Origin of the sequence: Streptomyces sp. NPDC093544, assembly GCF_040683495.1 — a bacterium.
Taxonomy (GTDB): Bacteria; Actinomycetota; Actinomycetes; order Streptomycetales; family Streptomycetaceae; genus Streptomyces.
In genome coordinates, this window is the sequence record NZ_JBFBEA010000030.1 from 36207 (window position 1) to 55309 (window position 19103).

The 19103-nt window shown below is 69.3% G+C and carries 17 protein-coding genes; 4 read left to right on the plus strand and 13 right to left on the minus strand.

All coding sequences use genetic code 11. From position 1 onward, the window contains the following. Positions 1–66 precede the first annotated feature (66 nt). The 4 genes from AB0N66_RS34950 to AB0N66_RS34965 form a co-directional block, all read right to left on the minus strand. On the minus strand, positions 67–903 hold the full coding sequence (locus AB0N66_RS34950; RefSeq protein WP_365442645.1) for a DUF429 domain-containing protein: 837 nt from the start codon (positions 901–903) through the stop codon (positions 67–69). A gap of 276 nt (positions 904–1179) precedes the next feature. After that, positions 1180–2538: an 8-oxoguanine deaminase gene (locus AB0N66_RS34955; RefSeq protein ID WP_365442772.1), complete on the minus strand. Its 1359-nt coding sequence runs from the start codon at positions 2536–2538 to the stop codon at positions 1180–1182. A gap of 199 nt (positions 2539–2737) precedes the next feature. Then, positions 2738–3379 (minus strand): DUF305 domain-containing protein, encoded by a 642-nt coding sequence (locus AB0N66_RS34960; protein ID WP_365442647.1) that lies wholly within the window; start codon positions 3377–3379, stop codon positions 2738–2740. A gap of 91 nt (positions 3380–3470) precedes the next feature. Further along, complete coding sequence (locus AB0N66_RS34965; RefSeq protein WP_365442649.1) at positions 3471–3884, minus strand: DUF6153 family protein; 414 nt, start codon at positions 3882–3884, stop codon at positions 3471–3473. A gap of 102 nt (positions 3885–3986) precedes the next feature. On the opposite strand from AB0N66_RS34965, the gene AB0N66_RS34970 reads away from it, so the two are divergent. Further along, the gene (locus AB0N66_RS34970) at positions 3987–4829 is read left to right on the plus strand and encodes a patatin-like phospholipase family protein (protein ID WP_365442651.1); all 843 of its coding nucleotides are present in this window, start codon (positions 3987–3989) and stop codon (positions 4827–4829) included. Positions 4830–4901: 72 nt separating this feature from the next. Here AB0N66_RS34970 and AB0N66_RS34975 read toward each other — a convergent pair whose 3' ends face one another. From AB0N66_RS34975 to AB0N66_RS34990, 4 genes are all read right to left on the minus strand, one after another. Beyond that, positions 4902–6053 (minus strand): acyl-CoA dehydrogenase family protein, encoded by a 1152-nt coding sequence (locus AB0N66_RS34975; protein WP_365442653.1) that lies wholly within the window; start codon positions 6051–6053, stop codon positions 4902–4904. Next, positions 6053–6922 carry an enoyl-CoA hydratase-related protein gene (locus tag AB0N66_RS34980; protein ID WP_365442655.1) on the minus strand — a complete coding sequence of 290 codons (870 nt, stop codon included), beginning with the start codon at positions 6920–6922 and terminating at the stop codon, positions 6053–6055. Before AB0N66_RS34980 ends, AB0N66_RS34975 begins: the two co-directional genes overlap by 1 nt. 130 nt (positions 6923–7052) lie before the next feature. Next, on the minus strand, positions 7053–7685 hold the full coding sequence (locus tag AB0N66_RS34985; RefSeq protein WP_365442657.1) for a helix-turn-helix domain-containing protein: 633 nt from the start codon (positions 7683–7685) through the stop codon (positions 7053–7055). Positions 7686–7738: 53 nt separating this feature from the next. Next, positions 7739–9085 carry a TetR/AcrR family transcriptional regulator gene (locus tag AB0N66_RS34990; protein ID WP_365442659.1) on the minus strand — a complete coding sequence of 449 codons (1347 nt, stop codon included), beginning with the start codon at positions 9083–9085 and terminating at the stop codon, positions 7739–7741. 184 nt (positions 9086–9269) lie between these two features. Between AB0N66_RS34990 and AB0N66_RS34995 the strand changes: the two genes are divergently transcribed. After that, positions 9270–10484: an acetyl-CoA C-acetyltransferase gene (locus AB0N66_RS34995; protein WP_365442661.1), complete on the plus strand. Its 1215-nt coding sequence runs from the start codon at positions 9270–9272 to the stop codon at positions 10482–10484. 165 nt (positions 10485–10649) lie between these two features. Further along, complete coding sequence (locus AB0N66_RS35000; protein ID WP_365442663.1) at positions 10650–12815, plus strand: 3-hydroxyacyl-CoA dehydrogenase NAD-binding domain-containing protein; 2166 nt, start codon at positions 10650–10652, stop codon at positions 12813–12815. Positions 12816–12848: 33 nt separating this feature from the next. On the opposite strand, the gene AB0N66_RS35005 is transcribed toward AB0N66_RS35000, so the two are convergent. The 3 genes from AB0N66_RS35005 to AB0N66_RS35015 all read right to left on the minus strand — a co-directional run bounded on the left by AB0N66_RS35005 (position 12849) and on the right by AB0N66_RS35015 (position 15501). After that, entirely contained in the window at positions 12849–13580 is a 732-nt protein-coding gene (locus tag AB0N66_RS35005; RefSeq protein ID WP_365442665.1) for a YoaK family protein, read from the minus strand. A 167-nt stretch (positions 13581–13747) separates the two neighbouring features. Then, positions 13748–14716 carry a LysR family transcriptional regulator gene (locus AB0N66_RS35010; RefSeq protein WP_365442667.1) on the minus strand — a complete coding sequence of 323 codons (969 nt, stop codon included), beginning with the start codon at positions 14714–14716 and terminating at the stop codon, positions 13748–13750. Positions 14717–14775: 59 nt separating this feature from the next. Then, positions 14776–15501 carry a TetR/AcrR family transcriptional regulator gene (locus AB0N66_RS35015; protein WP_365442669.1) on the minus strand — a complete coding sequence of 242 codons (726 nt, stop codon included), beginning with the start codon at positions 15499–15501 and terminating at the stop codon, positions 14776–14778. Between the two features lie 95 nt (positions 15502–15596). Between AB0N66_RS35015 and AB0N66_RS35020 the strand changes: the two genes are divergently transcribed. Continuing rightward, positions 15597–16697, plus strand: a complete 1101-nt coding sequence (locus tag AB0N66_RS35020; RefSeq protein WP_365442671.1) for a phosphotransferase family protein — start codon at positions 15597–15599, stop codon at positions 16695–16697. An 84-nt stretch (positions 16698–16781) separates the two neighbouring features. Here AB0N66_RS35020 and AB0N66_RS35025 read toward each other — a convergent pair whose 3' ends face one another. Continuing rightward, positions 16782–17960, minus strand: a complete 1179-nt coding sequence (locus AB0N66_RS35025; RefSeq protein ID WP_365442673.1) for a DUF3500 domain-containing protein — start codon at positions 17958–17960, stop codon at positions 16782–16784. Next, on the minus strand, positions 17950–19053 hold the full coding sequence (locus AB0N66_RS35030; RefSeq protein WP_365442675.1) for a zinc-binding dehydrogenase: 1104 nt from the start codon (positions 19051–19053) through the stop codon (positions 17950–17952). The genes AB0N66_RS35025 and AB0N66_RS35030 overlap by 11 nt, the downstream gene beginning before the upstream one ends. Positions 19054–19103: the final 50 nt, after the last annotated feature.

The window sequence follows — 19103 nt, forward strand, 5'->3', positions numbered from 1 at the left end:
CTGATGTCCCCGGGGATCCCGGGTCGCACCCTTCGGCACGCTGGACCCGACTCCGGTCCTGCCGGCTCAGGGCGCCGTCCTGCCCCGCCTCTGCTCAGGACGGGCGGGCGCGATGATGGTGGCGGCGGTTCCCAAGGCAACCTGGCTGTCTCCGCCCAGTACTTGACAGCGCGCGTATCCATGACGGGCCCACAGCGCTGCCGTCCACGCGCACAACAGCGCGTCGATGAGGTCTTCGCGGTGTTTGTAGTCGGCCGACGCCTCAGGCGTGGGCTCCTCCATCAGCCGACGCGAAACCGGGTGGGAGGAGAGAAGCAGGGGCGGATCAACGTCGGCCAGGCCCGCAACGCGCGCGATCAGCTTGTCGCACTCCTCGGCGCGCACCGCCCGCCACTGCGCCGCCGGCACGCGCGCGGGCCGGCGTTTGTACGTGGGCCGCTCCTGGTCGTAGCCCAACTCGGCCGCTCCGACCAGGGTCGTGTACGGGTAGCACTCGGACATGGTCAAGCCGCCAGTCGGTGGCCCGGCTCGGCCGTCGTCGTACACCCAGCCCGCTGTCCGCAGATGTTCTCGCAGGAGCACCCCCGCCAGGCGGGGAGAGCCCTGGTTGGTGCTGTTGGCACTCACCTTCCAGCGGCCGTACCGTCGGCCCACCTCCCGCTCGCACGGTCGCTGGCCGGTCGGGTTGTCGACGACCAGCGGCGCGTCGACAAAGCACAGGGACGCCCCGTCGACGACGACCTCACCGAGCCAGGACATCGTCTCCTCGAGGCCACGGGTCCAGCCGCAGTCGATCACCTGGCCGAGTCCGTCGATGACGGCGACGCCCGTCTCATTGGGCCTGGAGCGGGGACCACCCTGCGCCCAGGCAAGGTCGATACCGATGAACCGCTCAATCGCCATGCATCGGTCCTATCAGAAACGCAGGTGCTGTCGTGGCCCGCTCGCCCTCGAACTCGCCTTGCAGGTGGGCCACATTGCCGTACTGGTCTGTAGTAGCTGTGCAGTCGGTGACGTTGTCGGGGTTGCTGTGCTGGTCGGGGCGCCAACTCAGGTGGTTACGCCCGCTACTAGGCGGGCCCAATCGCGCGGACACGCAAGGCACTTCACCGATCGCGAACAGTCGGTGCGACCTCTCGCAAGACGGAGCGAACGGGATGAACCGACGGGAACTCACCGCTACGCGAGGTTCTGGATGCTCCGTGCGATACGGGTGTGGTCACGCAGGACGCCGGCGAGAGCGGGCAGTACGGGTTCCCCCCGCTCCACCAGTACCTGGCCGCCGACCACCGTGGTCCAGGCCCGCGCGGGCCCGCAACGCAGCCAGGCCTCGACGGGATCGCTGAGCGCGCCGGCGAGGGCCACCGGGTGCGCGTCCCACACCACGAGGTCACCGCAGGCCCCGGGCCGCAGATGACCCAGCTCCTCCGCCCGCCCGAGGCAGCGCGCCGATCCCCGGGTCGCGATGTCCAGGGCGTCGCGCGCGGTCATGGCGCCCGGCCCGCCCCGATAGCGCCCCAGAAGCAGCGCGCCGCGGGTCTCCAGCCAGAGCGAGGCGTGGTCGGTGGAGGCGGAGCCGTCGCAGCCGATCCCCACCGGTAGGCCCAGTTCGCGCATCTCCCGCACCCGGGCGGTGCCCCCGCCGATGAGCATGTTCGAGCTCGGGCAGTGTGCGACCCCCACTCCGGCCGCCGCCAGCCGTCGCATCTCCGCGTCGTTCGGGTAGATGCAGTGCGCGACCCAGGTACGGTCGCTCATCCAGCCGGTGGCCTCGAAGTACTCGACGGGCCGACAGCCGTACATCTCCTGGCAGTACGTGTCCTCGTCCCGGTCCTCCGCCAGATGCGTGTGCAGGCGCACGTCGAGCCGCTCGGCCAGCTCCGCGGTCGCGATCATCAGCTCCCGGGTCACCGAGAACGGCGAACACGGCGCGAGCGCCACCTTGATGAGCGCCCCCGGCGAAGGGTCATGGAAGGCCTTCACGAGGCGTTCGCTGTCGGCGAGCACCTCTTCCTCGGACTGGGTGACGCTGCGTGGCGGCAGCCCGCCGTCCTCGACGGAGCGTGTCATCGATCCGCGGGTCGCGTGGAAGCGGAAGCCGATGTCCTGCGCGGCCCTGATCTGCGCGTCCACAAGGCCTGGGCGCGGATGGACGTAGAGATGGTCCATCGAGGTCGTACAGCCGCCCATCAGGAGCTCGGCCATCCCGACGTACGCCGAGACGTATGAGGCCTCTTCGTCCAGCGCCGCCCACAGCGGATACAAGGTGGTCAGCCAGTCGAAGAGGGAGCCGTTGACGGCCGGGGCGAAGGACCGGGTGAGGTTCTGGTAGATGTGGTGATGCGTGTTGATCAGCCCGGGGGTCACCAGGCGGCCTGCCGCCGACACCACCGCAGTGGCCCCCGGCTCCGTGCCGGGCACACCGACCGCGCTCACCCGGCCGCCGCTGATGGCGACCCAACCGCCGGGGATCTCCCGCTCATCGTCCACGACGAGCAGCAGGGCGTCCTTCACCAGCAGATCAACAGGTGGGTCCACGGACACGGACAACCTCCGGCAGGCAGCAGCGAGTTCACCCGACTGACGCGCAGGACCGCGCGCCGCACAGCCTATCGGGGCATGACGTTTGCCCCTGCAAGCTCGTCAGCTCATCCCTGACTCGGAGGGTTGACGTGGTGCGGACCCGACGGGTGGACCGGCAGGCCCTCGCCTCGCCGGTCCACCCCTTGGCTGTACGTCAGCTCTTGTCGAGCATCTGCTTCATCTGCTCGATCTCGGCGCTCTGGGCCGTCACGACAGTGTCCGCGAGCTTCTTGGCGGGAGCGTATGTGCCGTTGGCCCGCTCGGTCTTGGCCATCTCGATGGCGCCCTCATGGTGCTGGACCATCATCGTGAGGAACATCGCGTCGAAGTCGCCGCCGGAGGCCTTCTTCAGCTTGTCCATGTCGGCGCTGCTCATCATGCCGGGCATGGCAGACGACGTGTCGTGCTCCATGCCGGACATGTCCTCGGGAACCGCCTCGCCCCACGACGTGAGCCAGCCGGACATCGTCTTGATCTCCGGGTCCTGCTCTCCCTTGATCTTCGTGGCGAGGTCCTTGATCTGCTGCGAGGAGGCGTGGCTGTCGGCCAGTTCGGCCATTTCGATCGCCTGACGGTGGTGCCGGATCATCTCCGTGGAGAAGGAGACGTCCGCGGCGCTGTGATCGCCGGGCTTGGCCGAGGTAGTCGCGGTCGCGGTCGGGCTGGAGTCGGACTCCATCGAACCCATGTCGTGCCCGCCGCCGGCGCCATCGCTGCAGGCGGTCAGGACTAGTGCGGCCACCGCAGTAGTGGCGGCGAGGGCAGTACGACAGATGATCGTGCGGTGTGCGGTCATGGTGGAACTCCTGGGATGTGACCGGGTCGGTGAAGGGCATGCCTGCGCGCGACGCCGCGCCTCATGGGCGTACGGCGCCACGTGGGCCGCTCTAGATCCGCAGGAGTTGGAGTTCGGACAGGCAGGGTGGTGCTCGGCCGCCGTCGGGCCCGCCGCTCGGCGGCGCGGTGCGTACGTCCGGTACCCCGGCGCGGACCACCACGTCGGGCACCAGCACCGGCACCACCGCGGGAGCCCCGGCCACGGACGTGGCGGCACACACCGCGTCCGCGTGATCCGCGTGTCCCGTGCAGCCGCCCTCGTCGTGATCGCAGGTGTCCGGCATCGACGCCGTGGCGTCCATGGGCGCGGCCACCATGGTCCGGTCGTGTCCGGAGGCAGCGGTGGCCACCGGGACCGGGCCCAGGCCGTGCATACCGAGCAGGCCCAACAACAGAGCGCTGACCAGCAGCCCGGTGAACCGCAATGTCCATTGCGGCCGAGCCGACTGTCCGAAGCGCGTCACAGCGCCATCGTAAGCACCGGCCCTTGGGTCCCTCACATCGCAGGGGTGCCAACAGGCGTTCTAGAGTTCCCGTGGATACGTCGGCGGGCGGAAGGACATGAGATGGCTGAGGCATTGGTGCTGGGCGGTGGCGGTGTTGCCGGGATCGCCTGGATGACCGGGCTGCTGGCGGGACTGGCCGATGCGGGTCAGGACGTTACGGGGGCCGACGTGATCGTGGGGACGTCCGCGGGCTCGACCGTCGCGGCGCAGCTGGGGAGCGGGGTGAGCCTGGAGGAGCTGTACGCCCGGCAGGCCGAGCCCGAGCGGCAGAACGCCGAGATCATGGTCGAGGTGGACCTGGAGAGCTTCGGTGCACAGCTCTTCGAGCTGCTGCAGAGCTCCTCCACAACCGCGGAGATGAGGCGCGGCGCGGGCAGGTTCGCGCTCGACGCCGAGACCGTCGCGGAGTCGGAGCGGCGCGCGGTGATCGAGTCGCGGCTGCCGTCGCACGAGTGGCCGACTCGTACGTTGAAGATCGTCGCGGTCGATGCCGAGACCGGGGAGCCGCGGGTGTTCGACAGTGCCTCGGGCGTGAGCCTGGTGGACGCCGTGGCGGCGAGCTGCGCCGTGCCGGGTGTGTGGCCTCCTGCGACGGTCGACGGGCGGCGGTACATCGACGGGGGCGTCCGCTCCAATGAGAACGCCGACTACGCCGTCGGCGCGACGCAGGTGCTGGTGTTCGCGCCGCTCGGGAGCACCGAGCTGTTCCCTAGCGAGAAGCCACTGGCCAAGGCCATCGAGGAGCTGCGGGCGGCCGGCGCCGCGGTCGCGATGATCGAGCCGGACGAAGCGTCGCGGACAGCGATCGGCGCCAACCCGCTGGACCCGTCCACCCGCGCGCCCGCCGCCGAGGCGGGACGCGCACAGGGACGCGCACTGAAGATCGAGTGGAGCCCGGCCTGAGGGAGAAAGGCCTCACGACCGGACCTCCGCTCCATCGGCCCCGCGTCCGCACTCCGCTCTCGGCGCGCCCGGTTACAGCGACCGGGCGATGAGTTCCTTCATGACCTCGTTCGCTCCGGCGAGCACGCGCAGCACGCGGTTGTTGGCGTACATGTGCGCGATGGGGTACTCCAGGCAGTAGCCGTAGCCGCCGAAGAGCTGTTGGCAGCGGTCGACGACCTCGCCGGTCCTGTCGGTGATCCAGTACTTCGCCATCGAGGCGGTGGCGGCGTCGAGTTCGCCGCGGAGGTGCCGTTCGATGCAGTCGTCGAGGAAGGTCGCGTTGACGCGGGCGATAGTGGCGCACTCGGCGAGTTCGAAGCGGGTGTTCTGCATGCTGAACAGCGGTTTGCCGAAGGCCTCACGCTGCTTGGTGTAGTCGAGGGTGACGGCGACGGCCGCCTCGGTGACCGCTTGGGCGATGACCGCGGTGATGAGACGCTCCTGCGGCAACTGCTCCATCAACTGGTAGAAGCCGAGGCCCTCCTGGCCGCCGAGGACGTTGCCGGCGGGGACGCGCAGTTCGTCGAAGAACAACTCGCTGGTGTCCTGGCCCTTTTGGCCGATCTTCTTGAGGATGCGGCCGCGGGTGAAGCCCGGGGTGTTGTCGTCGACCTCGGCGACGAGCAGCGATATACCGGCGGCGCCCTGCGAGGTGTCCGTCTTGACGGCGATGATGATCAAGTCGCACAGGTGGCCGTTGGAGATGAAGGTCTTGGTGCCGGAGACGAGGTACTCGTCTCCGACCCGTACCGCGCGGGTGGCGATCGACTGGAGGTCGGAGCCGGTGCCGGGTTCGGTCATGGCGATCGAGCCGACCCACTCACCGACGCACATCCTGGGTAGCCAGCGCTTCTTCTGTTCCTCGGTGGCGTACGCGAGCAGGTAGTGCGCGACGATGCCCTCGCTCACGGCGAAGCCCATGCTGTCCGCGCCGCTGCGGATCTGTTCCTGGATCAGTACGGCCAGGTTGGCGAAGGTGCCGCCGCCACCGCCGTACTCCTCCGGGATGGTCATGCCCAGCAGGCCCAGCTCCCCCGCGCGGGCGTAGAGCGACCTGTCGGGGTGGCCCTGTTCGGCGTGCTTCTCCTCGTTGGGCGCGACCTCCTTCTCGAAGTAGGTGCGCGCGAGACGGCGTACCGCTTCGAGTTCGTCGTCGCTCCAGCGGGGTCGGGTCGCGGGCATCAGTTCATCTCCGGGGTGTCGGTACCGGTGCGGGAACGCCAGGGCAGAAAGTCCGGCTGGTCGCTGCCGGTCAGGCCCTTGAAGGCAGGTGGACGCCGCTCCAGGAACGAGACGACTCCTTCCACCGCGTCGGCGCTGTGCGCACAACTGGCGATGAGCCGCGAGTCGAGGGCGAAGGCGGGTTCGGGAGAGTCGAGGGCGCTCATGCGGTAGAGGGCCTGCCTGATGACGGCGACCGACACGGGCGCGGTTTTCTCGACAAGTTCGCGGGCGAGTTCGTACGCCTTGTCCAGTACGTCGGCCGAGGGGTGGACGGCGCTGACCAGCCCGGACCTCAGTGCCTCGCGGGCGGGGATCAGCCGACCGCTGACCATCCAGTCCAGTGCGCGTCCCATGCCCACCAGGCGGGGCAGGAACCAGGTGGAGCCGCCTTCGGGATAGATGCCTCGGCGGGAGAAGACGAAGCCGAACCTGCTGTCGTCGGCGGCGAGGCGGTAGTCGGCCGGCAGGATCATGGTCGCGCCGACCCCGACCGCCGCACCGCGCACGGCGGCGATGACCGGCTTGTCGCTGCGATACAGCTGCCGGGTGACCCGGGTGGCGGGTTCGGTCCAGGCCGGAACGGGCGATGACTCGTCGGACTCGGTGACGTCGAGGCCGCCGCCGCTCAGATCCGCTCCGACACAGAAGTCGTCGCCCGCGCCGGTGAGCACGACGACGCGTACCTCGTCATCGGTGTTGGCGGCCTGCAAGGCGTGCGATATCTCGTCGGCCATCCGGATCGTGTAGCCGTTGCGGGACTCGGGGCGGTTCAGCAGCACCGTCGCGATGCGCCCGCTCACCTCGTAGCCGATCTGCGTGTACTCCATTGTGCTCCTCCGCAGGGCTGATGATGTCCAGCATGGCGATTTTATTGGCGCAGTGTCAATAGAGCTGGATCGCGACGGCTCAGAACACGTCGGCGGTTCGGCCAGGACTGAGGAGGCGGGAAGGTACCGGTTACCGGGCGGCCCTGCGGGACGCGCACAGCGCGGGGAAGGTCACGTTCAGCAGGTGCAGCAGCGTGTCGGTCAGCAGGACGTGCAGGTCACTGCGGGTGAAGGCACCCCGCACGAGCCATTCCCTGGAGGCCGCCCGCATCATGCTGCCGAAGGAACGGACGGCCGCTCTGAGTTCGTCCACGCACTCGTCGGCTTCCGTGAGCCGTGCCGCCTGGATCACCCAGTCGGTGGCGATCTCGTCGCCCTGGAAAAGGATCTCGTCGATCTCGGGGTCCCGGCCGGCCGCCTCGCTCCCGATGGCCGTGAGCCACATCGAGGCATTGCGTTCGACCAGGTCGAGCCAGCGGTCGATGAGCACGGTGACGCGCCGCTCGACCGCGGAGTTGGGCAGGTCGTCGGCGATGGGAGAGGGCGCTGTCACCAGCTGGCGCACGACGGCGAGGTACAGGCCCCGCTTGTCCCCGAAGTAGTGGTTGATCAGCCCTCGCGCGACCCCGGCCGCGCGGGCGATGTCGGTGGTGGCGACCGCCTCGTACGGATACTCGCCGAACAGTCCGCGGGCCACCTTCATGATCTGGGCCCTGCGCTCGTCCGGCTCCAGCCGCTGCCTCACCCGTGGCTCGACGCTCATGTCAGTCCTCACTGCCTGGGGTGTCAACAAGGCCGGTTCCCGTGCACTGCGGGTCAGTGTAGATCGGATACCCCGGGTAGCTTTGTTGCCGCAGCGTCAATAGCTGTGTTCCGATTCTCCGCCCCTGTTTCGGTCCCGCTTCGGCCCGGCAGGAGGACGGTGAGCATGAGCGGGTGCAGGTCGTCGGCGAGGTACGGGCGTGCCATGAAGCGTTTGGTCTGCGCGATGTCGTTGACCAGGGCGAAGGCGGCGTGGACGCGGATGCGGGTCTCCTTGGCCGACCGCTCGGGAGCGACCGCGGCGACCAGATCGACCCAGTACTGCGTGTACGCCTGCTGGAACCGGCGCACCTCCGCGCGGTCCCGGCCGGGCAGGTTGTGGCCCTCGCGGAAGTAGGCGGCGACCAGGTCCCGGTGCTCGGTCACCGTGTCGACGTAGGACCTGGCGAGCAGGCCGAGAGTGGCGCCGGCCTCCAGGTCGGCTCGCTGTGCTTGGAACACGGCCTGTCGCAGGTGCTCGCCGATGCGGTTCGCGACCGTCTGGAGCAGCTCCATCTTGCCGCCGAAATGGCTGTAGATGCTGGGGCCCGCGATCCCGGCCGCGGCGCCGATCTCCTCCATGGTGACGGCGTGATAGCCGCGGTCCCAGAACAACCCTGCCGCCACGGCGAGGAGTTGCTCCCTTCGGGAGTCGAGCAGAGCGGCTCTCGGCTGTGCCGCCGGTGACTGCCCGCCGCGTTCTCGCGCCGCGGGCACGTCGGCGGCGAGGACGTCCAGCGCGATGGCCGTCAGCAGGTCTTCCAGAGCGGTCTGCGGCAGCCGTACCCGGTGGTCGGAGATGCTGCCGAACACGCTGAGGGCGGACCACGTCAGCAGTTCGGCGTCCCCCTGGTGCAGCTCCGGCCGGAGTTCGCCGAGTGCCGCGGCCAGGGGGACAGTCGCCCGCGCCGCGGCCTTGGTCACTTCCTCCGCGTCCGCTGCCGCGAGATGCCGCCCCTCGCGCCGCCACAGGACGCCGAACTCGGGGCTGCCGACGACAAATGCCGCCAGCTCCTCGTGGGCCGCCCCCAGACGCTCCGCCGGAGAGACGCCCTCGGGTGCGGCACCGTCGCCTCCGGCACCCTCGCGTGCGGCGCCGTCGCCAAGATGCCGCTCCACGATGTCCGCGGCCTGCGCGAGCCCCCCGACCACCAGGTGCGCGAGGATCGCCTGCTTGTTCTTGAAGTGCCGGTAGATGGCGGGGCCGCTGATTCCGGCCGCCGCGGCGATGTCGTTGACCGACACGTTGTGGAAGCCCTGCTGCGCGAACAGCCCGGCGGCGATCAGCGCCAGCTGATCGCGTCGGGACTGCCGCCCCGGGGCGGCGGTCCGTGTGCGCTGGCGAGGTGCGGGCGTCGGCATGCGATAGATCCTCTCACCGCCCAAGGTTAACTGAAATTAAGAACCTGTTGGCGGACAGAGCCCCCTTGACATCAGGAACTCGTGTCATTCAAGTTAATGAGCATTAGGTTGCCTCGATCGAGCGGGCGACACAGCGGGACGGCAGCCGGACGACGGCGGGCCCGCAGAGAGAGGACCGTCTCCCTTGACCACTGAAGCCTTTGTCTACGACGCGCTCCGCACCCCCCGGGGCCGGGGCAGGAAGACCGGCTCACTGCACGGGATCAAGCCCGTATCGCTGGTCGTCGGTCTGATCGACGAGATGCGGGGGCGCAATCCCACCCTGGATCCGCAGCTGATCGAGGACGTCGTCCTCGGTGTGGTCAGCCCGGTCGGCGACCAGGGCTGCGACATCGCCAAGACGGCCGCCCTCGCGGCGGGACTGCCCGACACCACCGCGGGCCTGCAGGTCAACCGGTTCTGCGCGTCCGGCCTGGAAGCCGTCAACCTCGCTGCGCAGAAGGTGCGTTCGGGCTCCGAGGACCTGGTGCTGGCCGGCGGGGTCGAGTCCATGTCCCGGGTGCCCCTCGGCTCCGACGGCGGGGCGTGGCCGCTGGACCCGGCGACCTCGTACGACACCTACTTCGTCCCCCAGGGCGTCAGCGCCGACCTGATCGCGACCATCGAGGGTTTCTCCCGCGAGGACGTGGACCGCTATGCGCTGCGGTCTCAGGAGCGTGCCGCGGCGGCGCGGGCGGCCGGATACTTCAAGGACTCGGTCGTGCCGGTGCGGGACCAGAACGGTCTGACGGTGCTCGACCACGACGAGTACGTCCGGCCCGACACCACACTCGAAGGCCTTGCCGCGCTCACACCGTCGTTCGAGGTGATGGGCGAGGCCGGCGGCTTCGACGCGGTGGCGCTGCAGAAGTACCACTGGGTCGAGAAGATCAACCACGTCCACCATGCCGGCAACTCCTCCGGCATCGTCGACGGCGCCGCGCTGCTGCTCGTCGGCAGCGAAGAGGCCGGCCGCCGGGCGGGCCTCACTCCCCGAGCCCGCGTCGTGGCCACCGCGCTCTCCGGCTCGGACTCGACGATCATGCTCACCGGACCTGTGCCCGCCACCCGCAAGGTGCTGGCCAAGGCGGGTCTGACCGTCGACGACATCGATCTGTTCGAGGTCAACGAAGCCTTCGCCGCCGTGGTCCTGCGCTTCGCCAAGGACATGGGCGTCCCGCTGGACAAGGTCAACGTCAACGGCGGTGCGATCGCCCTCGGCCATCCGCTCGGCGCGACCGGCGCCATGATCGTCGGCACGGTGATCGACGAGCTGGAGCGGCGCGGTCAGCGCTACGGACTGTGCACCTTGTGCGTCGGCGGCGGCATGGGCATCGCCACCGTCGTCGAGCGGCTCTGACCCCTGCGAATCGCCACCCTCATCGAGCGCCTCCGGCTCTACGAATCGCCACCGCCATCGAGCGCCTCCGACCCCGCGAATCGCGACCGTCATCGAGCGGCTCTGACCCCGCGACACGAACGCGACCATCGAGACGCACGACCACCGAGACGAGAGACATCAGCAATGACCGAGCAGAAGCACATCCGCTGGGAAGAGGGCGCGGACGGCATCGTCGTCCTCACGATGGACGCCCCGGGGCAGTCGGCCAACACCATGAATCGGGCGTTCATCGACGACCTCGCCGTGGTGGTGGATCGGTTGGAGGCCGCGAAGGACACGGTCACCGGCGTGGTGATCACCTCCGCGAAGAAGACCTTCTTCGCGGGCGGCGACCTGACGGAACTCATCCAGGCGGGCCCTGAGGACGCCGCCGACGCGCTGGCGTTCGTCACCCGCATCAAGGCCCTGCTGCGCAGGCTGGAAACCCTCGGCAGGCCCGTCGTCGCGGCGGTCAACGGCGCCGCGCTGGGCGGCGGTCTCGAGATCGCCCTGTCCTGCCACCACCGGATCGCACTCGACGCGAAGGGCTCACAGATCGGCCTGCCCGAGGTCGGCCTCGGGCTGTTGCCGGGCGCGGGAGGTGTCGTACGCACCGTGCGGCTGCTCGGCATCACCGACGCCCTGCTCAACGTGCTTCTCCAGGGGCAGCGCCACAAAGTGCGCACGGCCCTGGACCTCGGGCTGCTGCACGAGGTCGTCGACACCCCCGAGGAACTCATCGGCCGCGCCAAGGCCTGGATCGCCGAGCACCCCGACGCCGTACAGCCGTGGGACACCAAGGGCTACCGGATCCCCGGCGGCACCCCGTCGAACCCGAAGTTCGCCGCCAACCTCCCGGCCTTCCCCGCCAATCTGCGCAAGCAGCTGCGCGGTGCGCACTACCCGGCGCCGCGCAACATCATGGCGGCGGCCGTCGAAGGTGCTCAGGTCGACCTCGACACGGCCTTCCTCATCGAGAGCCGCTACTTCGTGCAGCTGGTCACCGGTCAGATCTCGAAGAACATGACCCAGGCGTTCTTCTTCGACCTCCAGCACATCGACAACGGCGGCAGCCGTCCCGAGGGGTACGACACCTGGCGGGCGACGAAGGTGGGGGTGCTGGGCGCCGGGATGATGGGCGCCGGGATCGCGTACGTCTGCGCCCGCGGCGGCATGGAAGTGGTCCTCAAGGACGTCTCCGCCGAGGCCGCCGAGAAGGGCAAGGCCTACTCGGCCGCTCTGTTCGACAAGGCCGTCAGCCGGGGGAGGACCACCCGCGAGCAGGCCGACGAGGTCCTTGCCCGGATCACACCGACGGCGCGGGCCGAGGATCTGCGCGGCTGCGACCTGGTCATCGAGGCGGTCTTCGAGAGCCCCGAACTCAAGCAGAAGGTATTCCAGGAGATCGAGGACGTCGTGGAGCCCGGCACGCTCCTCGGCTCCAACACCTCCACGCTGCCCATCACCCAGCTCGCCGAGGGAGTGAAGGACCGGGAGAACTTCATCGGCCTGCACTTCTTCTCCCCCGTCGACAAGATGCCGCTCCTGGAGATCGTCGTCGGCGAGAACACCTCCGACGCCGCGCTCGCCAAGGCGCTCGACATCGCCCGGCAGATCAAGAAGACGCCCATCGTCGTCAACGACAGCCGGGGCTTCTTCACCAGCCGGGTGATCGGCAAGTTCCTGGACGAGGCCGTGGCCATGGTCGGCGAGGGCATCCATCCCGCCTCGATAGAGCAGGCCGCGCTCCAGGCAGGATATCCGGCTCCGGCCCTGCAATTGATGGACGAGCTGACGCTGACCCTGCCACGCAAGATCCGCCAGGAGACGATCGCCGGCTTCGAAGCCGAGGGCGGTACGTGGACCACGCACGGCTCCGAGGCCGTCATCGACCGGCTTATCGACGACTTCAACCGCAAGGGACGCTCCAGCGGCGCCGGGTTCTACGCCTACACGGACGGCAGGCGGACCGGACTGTGGCCCGGACTGACGGCGCACTTCACCCAGCCCGGCCACGAGATCCCCTTCGAGGACATGAAGGAGCGGATGCTCTTCGCCGAGGCCATCGACACGGTCCGCTGCTTCGACGAGGGTGTGCTGCGCTCCGTCCCCGAGGCCAACATCGGGTCGATCTTCGGTATCGGGTTCCCGGGGTGGACGGGGGGCGTCGTCCAATACATCAACCAGTACGAGGGCGGCCCGGCCGGCTTCGTCGCCCGGGCGCGTGACCTCGCGGAGCGGTACGGCGAGCGTTTCGTTCCGCCCGCCTCCCTGGTCGAGAAGGCCGAGAGAGGCGAACTCTTCACCTGAGCCCAGGTGCACGGTGGTGCACCCGCACCCGTGTCACAGCGGAGCGGTCCAGGCGCCGTCGGATCGGGCCAGTTTGAAGGCGGCGACGGTGACTGCCGCGAGGAGCACGGTGGCGATCAGCAGGGGCACGGCCGGGGTGCCGTGCAGAGCGGTGGCGGCGCCGACGAGGGCGCCGACGAGCATGGCGACCGCGGAGAGTGTACGCCGTCCGCCCTTGCCGCCGCTGCCTCCGGCGGCTCGGCTGTCGGAGGCGATGCCGGTGATGGTGAGGGTCAGCACGGTCGTGGTCAGATCGGGGACGGCGAGGGCTCGGGATGCGGCGTTCTGGACACCCAGGGCGAGCCCGAGGAGCGCGATCAGCCCGTAACGGGCGACGCCCGCGTACGGGGCGCCGACGGTCTGGGCGATGACGTACGCGACCAGAATGAGGAAGGTCTCCACCAGCAGCGCATGGTGCAGCAACCGCCCGCGGTGGCGGGCCCGGTGGGCGACGCGGCCGCCGAGCAGGGCGCCGACGGCGAAGGTGCCGAGCGCCACCAGCGGGGCGGCCAGGGAGAATCCGGCGGCGCCGACGATGGCGAAGCCGAGGAAGACGACGTTGCCGGTCATGTTGGCGACGAAGACATGCCCCAGCAGCAGATAACTGAAGGCGTCCACAAGGCCGGTCACCACCGTCAGCGCGAGCATCAGAGGCGGTAGCGGGCCGTGCCGGCCTTTCATGTCGGGGACGACGGTGGTCCATGCGTCTCTCAGTGCGACAGACACGACGGCGCTCCGTTTCGCGAGGCCCGGGAGTGCGGCGTACTCCCGGTGGATCTCTTCCAGCGTCAGGCAGACTCGGCCTCGCGTCCAACATATGGATGTGCGTCCAGCGATCTGTTCCACCGATCGATCAATTCGACGGATGCCGCTCCACGCCGTCCCGTGCGGCTCTACGACACTGTGTGCGGCTCCACTCCGTCCGCGTGCCGCTCCACGACGACCCCGTGCCGCTCCACGACGTCGAGGAACGCGGCAGCAGCAGGTGGCAGCCGCTTGCTGTCGTAGACCACGGAGACATCGTGCACCGCCGCCGGGTCTGCCAGGCGGAGTGCCCGGGCGCCGTCGGGCAGAACGCCATGCGGGTACGGACCCAGGGGGGATCCGGCGGCGAAGACGGACCAGCGCGGTACGACGGTGACGCCGACACCGCGTGCGGCCAGCCGGACCATGTCGTACACCTGGCCGACCTCGAAGTGCCGGCCCGGTTCCACGCCGGCTCGTGCGAAAGCGGCCTCGACCTGGTGGCGCAGCCCGGTGCCCTGAGCGAACTGGATGAGCTGGTGGCCCTCCGGCAGGTCCGCGAGGTCGATCACGTCGCGGTCCGCCAGGGGATGGTCGTGCGGCACGATCACCATGAGCGGGTCGCTGCCCAGGAGCCGGTGATCGAGGCCGGCCGGCACCTCGTGCGAGCCGAGGCCGACCACGGCGACGTCGAGGCCGCCGGACAGGACGGCGGCGGTCATCTCGGAGCTGGGGGCGTTGGCGACATCGAAGTCGATACCGGGATGGCGGGCGTGGTACTCGGCCATCACCTCGACCATGTCGATCGAGCCGGCGAGTGTCTGGACCAGGCCCAGCCGCAGCCGCCCGCGACGCAGGCCAGCCAGCGCGTCGACCGCGGCCTGGGCGTTGTCCACGTCGGCCAGGATCCGCCGGGCCAGCGGTTCGAGCAGTTCACCGGCGGCCGTCAGTCGCACCGAACGGCTCGTGCGGCTGAACAGCGGGGCGCCGACGGTCTTCTCCAGGCGGGCGATCTGCTGGCTGAGCGCGGACTGTGCGACGTAGCAGTTCGCGGCGGCCTGGGTGAAGTTACGCGTCTCGGCGACGGCGAGGAAGTACTTCAGATGGCGCAGTTCCATCTCTTCTGCCGATCGACTCGTGATCAATCAATGTGCTGGACCGATTCATTGTGATGCCCTCACTCCGGTCCCGCTCGCCGGACCCCCTCAAGTCCGTCGAGCAGCAGATCCAGGCCGAACCGGAACTCCTCGCGCAGCGGCACGGAGGTCAGCTCCTCGGCCACGGCTGTGGTGGCCGGGTAGACGGCCGGATCCAGCGAGCGGTAGTAGTCCCGCAGCTGTGCCCCGCCCTCTGGGCTAGCGGCTCCGGGGCCGTGCTGCTGGATGGCGAAGCCGACCACGTAGTGGCCGATCGCGGTGAACGCGCGGGCGGCCAGGCCGACCGAGAACCCGTGACTCAGGAGCAGCCTGAGGATGCGCTCGCGGTTGAGGAGGCCATTGGGGCCGACGGGAACCTGTGCCACCAGCAGGGGCAGTGCGTTGGGATGTCTGCACAGGGCTTCGTAGAAGGCCTCCGCGCCGACTGTCGCGGCTTCACGCCAGGTCAGTCCGTCCAGCGCGCCAAGGGGAACCCGTACGTCGCCGAAGATCCGGTCGACCACATGGGCAAGCAGCTCGTCCTTGCCGCTGAAGTGCCGATAGAGCGTCGCCGTGCCCGACTCAAGGGTGTCGGCGAGCATCCGGAGGGTCAGCGCCTGGACTCCGACTTCATCAACAAGTTTCAGGGCTACGTCGATGATCCGTCCGGCATCCACGGGGGGACGCCCACGGCGGTAGGTGGGGGCCGGCGGGCGGCTCGCCCACCAGGCGGGGCTGCCGGGGACGGCGGGCATCTCTGAAGCCACGAAATCTTCCCTCCTCGTCGAGTCACCGAGCGCCGCCAGGGCACTTGCGGAGTCAACGTATCCACAATCATGTTTTCGGCGCTAGCGTAGCCGTTATGCACTCCACCACCCCTTCCGTGCCCGAGGCCGTGCAGGAACAGGTGAACGCGACGCGGGAGGACCTCTCTCCCCTGGTGCGATTGGAGAGGCTGGCGCCGGCCCTGGCCGCGGCCCTCGACGACGAGCGCTGGCTCCGCCTCGACGCGACGCTACTGGCCGACGGAAAGTCCAACCTCACGTTCGAGATCACGAGTGAGGCCGGCGCGGTCGTCCTGCGCCGGCCCCCGTCCGGGGCGCTCCTTCCCCGCGCGCACGACATGGGACGCGAGGCGCGAGTCCAGCGGGCACTGCGGGACTCGGCCGTCCCGGTCGCCGCTGTTCTCCTCGATGACTTGGACGGCGAACTGATCGGTGCGCCGTTCTACGTGATGGAGAAGGTGCCCGGTCACGTCATCCGTGACCGTCTCCCGCCGGCCTACGCCGAAGCGGCTCCGGACCGTACCGCACTCGCCGACGCGCTGATCGACGTGCTCGTCGCACTGCACGCGGTCGGCCCTGCCGAGGTCGGCCTCACGGACTTCGGCAGGCCGACGGGTTTCCTGGAGCGCCAGGTGCGGCGGTGGCAGGGACAGTGGGCGAAGTCGAAGACGCGCGACGTTCCCGCGCTGGATGAACTCGGCGCCGGGCTCGCGGCGCTGCTCGAGAGGGTTGCCATGCCGAGGTCCTCGATCGTGCACGGCGACTTCCGGCTCGACAACTGCCTGATGGACCTGGCCGATCCGGGCCGCGTCGCCGCCGTGCTCGACTGGGAGCTTTCCACACTCGGCGACCCGATGACGGATCTCGGGCTGCTGTTGTTCTACTGGCGCGAGGCGGGCGAGACCGAGTCGCCGCTCACGCCGACCGTGACGACTGGAGCCGGCTTTCCGGGCCGGGCGTACCTCGCGCAGCGCTACGCGGCGGCGACCGGTGCTTCCTTGGACCACCTCGCGCTCTACGAGGCCTTCGCGCACTTCAAGTTCGCCGTCATCGCGCAGGGAATCGCCGCCCGGGTCGCCGCCGGAGCCATGGCGGGACAGGACTTCGGAAACCTCGACGCCGAGGTGGTCCGGTGTGCCGAGGAGGGAATGGCCCGGCTTGGAGAGGAGGGACGCTGAGGGATTCCACCTGGTCCATGAAGCCACGGGAGCCGTGCGCCCGCGAGTGGCACTTCATGCGGGAAGCCGCACGTCCGGATCGGCCTAGTGCGCGGAGCGTGCCCGATGCTCAGCCAGGACGTCGAGCCCGAAGTCAGAGGTCAGGTCCCGCCATACGGAGTGCGCGTGATTGGCGCCCCGCTGGGTGTTGTCGTACTCGATGAGCACGTTGGGGCCTTGTACCCGGTAGTAGTGCGGCTCTCCGGCCTCCGTACCGCCCGCCCAGCCGAAATGCACCTCGTCGAGCACCGACGCGGCCGCGTAGTGCACGGCGTACGCATCGGCGAGCCGCTCCGGAGCCCGGCCGGTGTACAGAGCGAGCAGCCGCCGTAGATCCGCGCGCTGATCAGCGTCCAGGTCCCGGGCGCCGATCCCCTTCGGCGGGATGGAGATCGCCAGAGCGGCATGGTCCCTCTCGGTGTATCCGCTGCCTTCCTCCGCGCGCCGGTCGATGTCGTCGACGAGGTCCGCAAGCCTTCGGTCAGCGAACTGTCCGCGCCACAGGTCCTGCATATGCATCATGGTGTCGCCATGCGCGACAGTCGCCCTGTTGCCCGAGACGATGTCGGACACCGCTCGTTCATGGAGCAACGCGCGCCGCCGCTGCCTCGCGCCAAGGGATGAGACCAACTGCCGGGCGGCATGCTCCAGTCCGTGAAGGGGTCGCAACGATCCGCCCAAGAGCTCGGTCTCCGCGGGGTCGGCGCCCACGAAGCACGGCGTCGTCGACACGACTCTGCCCGCGACAACCAGGTTGTTCAGGGAAATATGGTGGCCGCCGAATCGCCATGCCCAGACCGGATCCCCGGGCCGACCGAAGAGCCTGAGCCAGTACAGCCCCGGGTCTCGGCCCCGCCGTCGGCCCCAGCCGACCTGCCAGCCTTCGACCTGGTCGAGGATGTTCTCCAGACCCATCACCGTCGCGACCGTGGCGAATCCCGCCTTGGACAGTCCGGATGCCACCAATTGCATGGCGAGGCTCTCCTGATGGGGCGTCTGGTCCCGGATGGCCAGCCCGCCGTGATCGGTCGGCGTGTAGAACCACTTCAGGCGCTCGGCCTCCGCCCCCGGCGTCAGCGGGGAGCCACGCTGGGCGACGGCCAGCTGCTCCGGCATGAGGGAGCGCACCCACGCCGCCGCCGCACCGGCCATGGCGGCAGCCACCACCTCACGCCCCGAAGCCGTGACACCGGGCGCCGACCGCGACGGGCCCTCAGCCGACATGGGACCGCTCCGTGTCCTCGGACACGTCCAGCATCACCTTGATGGCATTGCCTCTGCGCTCCGCGTATGTGTCAAAGGCTTCCGCGACGTCCTCGAGACCGAAATGGTGTGTCACCAGCTCGGAGGTGCGGAGCCGTCCGCGGCCCGCCAGTGAGACCGCTCTGGCTACTGAGCCGGCCCCCTCGCCCCGGACCGTCTCGATGGAGATGCCGTTCATCACGGCGTGGTTGAGGTCGGCCGTGACCGGTCGGTCGAAGAACCCCACGAGCACGACCTTGCCGGAGCGCTTGGCCATGCGCAGAGCATCGTCGACCGCGCTCGGGGCCCCCGAGCATTCCAGGACGACGTCGACGCCCTGTCCCCCGGTCGCGCTGCGGACCGCCACGACGGCGTCCTCGTCACGGGAGTTGACAGTCAGATCGGCACCGAATTTCCTGCCGATCTCCAGCCGGGCATCCCGTGTACCGATCAGAGCGACCGTCTGGGCCCCGAGTTCGCGGGCGACTTGTGCCCCCAGCAGTCCGATGGGACCTGGACCGATCACCGCGATGCTCGCGCCGACGATCAGCGTCCCGAGCACATCGAGGGCATGCATGACGGTGCCGACGGTGGTGAGTACCACGGCCGAGTCGAAGTCGACGGAGTCCGGGAGCCGGTACAGGGTGGACACATGGTTGAGCGCATACTCGGCGAAGCCTCCGTTGACGGTCATCCCCTGCACCCGATGGCCCTTGCGCCTGTCTCCGTAGTTGAGGCAGTCCGTATACGCCCCGGCCAGGCAGTTGGCACACCGCATGCAGCCCCGGTGGGCCTCGGTGACCACTCGATCGCCGACCTGGAACTCGTCGACGGCACTCCCGACGGCCGCGACCGCCCCCGCGTACTCATGGCCGGGTACGAACAGGTCGGAGGCGGGCCCGCCTTCGCCGAAGAACTGGTGGCTGCGAATCTTGAGGTCCGTTCCGCACAGCGACGCCCTGCGGACATGGACGAGAACGTCCTCCGGCCCGACCTGCGGGACGGGCAGCCTGCTGGTCCCGATGATCCCCGGCTCGCCCAGCACCGCGGCCAGCATTGTTTCCGGCAAGGACATGACGTGGCTCCCTTTCATGCCCCGGCGGGCATCACCACGAGTCTTGGTGA

Excerpts from the sequence above, each read along its gene's own strand:
- AB0N66_RS35000 (WP_365442663.1), top strand. The coding sequence starts at position 10,650 with ATGACCGAGCAGAAGCACATCCGCTGGGAAGAGGGCGCGGACGGCATC.
- AB0N66_RS35020 (WP_365442671.1), top strand. The coding sequence starts at position 15,597 with ATGCACTCCACCACCCCTTCCGTGCCCGAGGCCGTGCAGGAACAGGTG.
- AB0N66_RS34975 (WP_365442653.1), bottom strand. The coding sequence starts at position 6,053 with ATGCCCGCGACCCGACCCCGCTGGAGCGACGACGAACTCGAAGCGGTA.
- AB0N66_RS34950 (WP_365442645.1), bottom strand. The coding sequence starts at position 903 with ATGGCGATTGAGCGGTTCATCGGTATCGACCTTGCCTGGGCGCAGGGT.
- AB0N66_RS35010 (WP_365442667.1), bottom strand. The coding sequence starts at position 14,716 with ATGGAACTGCGCCATCTGAAGTACTTCCTCGCCGTCGCCGAGACGCGT.
- AB0N66_RS35030 (WP_365442675.1), bottom strand. The coding sequence starts at position 19,053 with ATGTCCTTGCCGGAAACAATGCTGGCCGCGGTGCTGGGCGAGCCGGGG.
- AB0N66_RS35025 (WP_365442673.1), bottom strand. The coding sequence starts at position 17,960 with ATGTCGGCTGAGGGCCCGTCGCGGTCGGCGCCCGGTGTCACGGCTTCG.
- AB0N66_RS34990 (WP_365442659.1), bottom strand. The coding sequence starts at position 9,085 with ATGCCGACGCCCGCACCTCGCCAGCGCACACGGACCGCCGCCCCGGGG.
- AB0N66_RS34970 (WP_365442651.1), top strand. The coding sequence starts at position 3,987 with ATGGCTGAGGCATTGGTGCTGGGCGGTGGCGGTGTTGCCGGGATCGCC.
- AB0N66_RS34960 (WP_365442647.1), bottom strand. The coding sequence starts at position 3,379 with ATGACCGCACACCGCACGATCATCTGTCGTACTGCCCTCGCCGCCACT.
- AB0N66_RS34980 (WP_365442655.1), bottom strand. The coding sequence starts at position 6,922 with ATGGAGTACACGCAGATCGGCTACGAGGTGAGCGGGCGCATCGCGACG.
- AB0N66_RS34985 (WP_365442657.1), bottom strand. The coding sequence starts at position 7,685 with ATGAGCGTCGAGCCACGGGTGAGGCAGCGGCTGGAGCCGGACGAGCGC.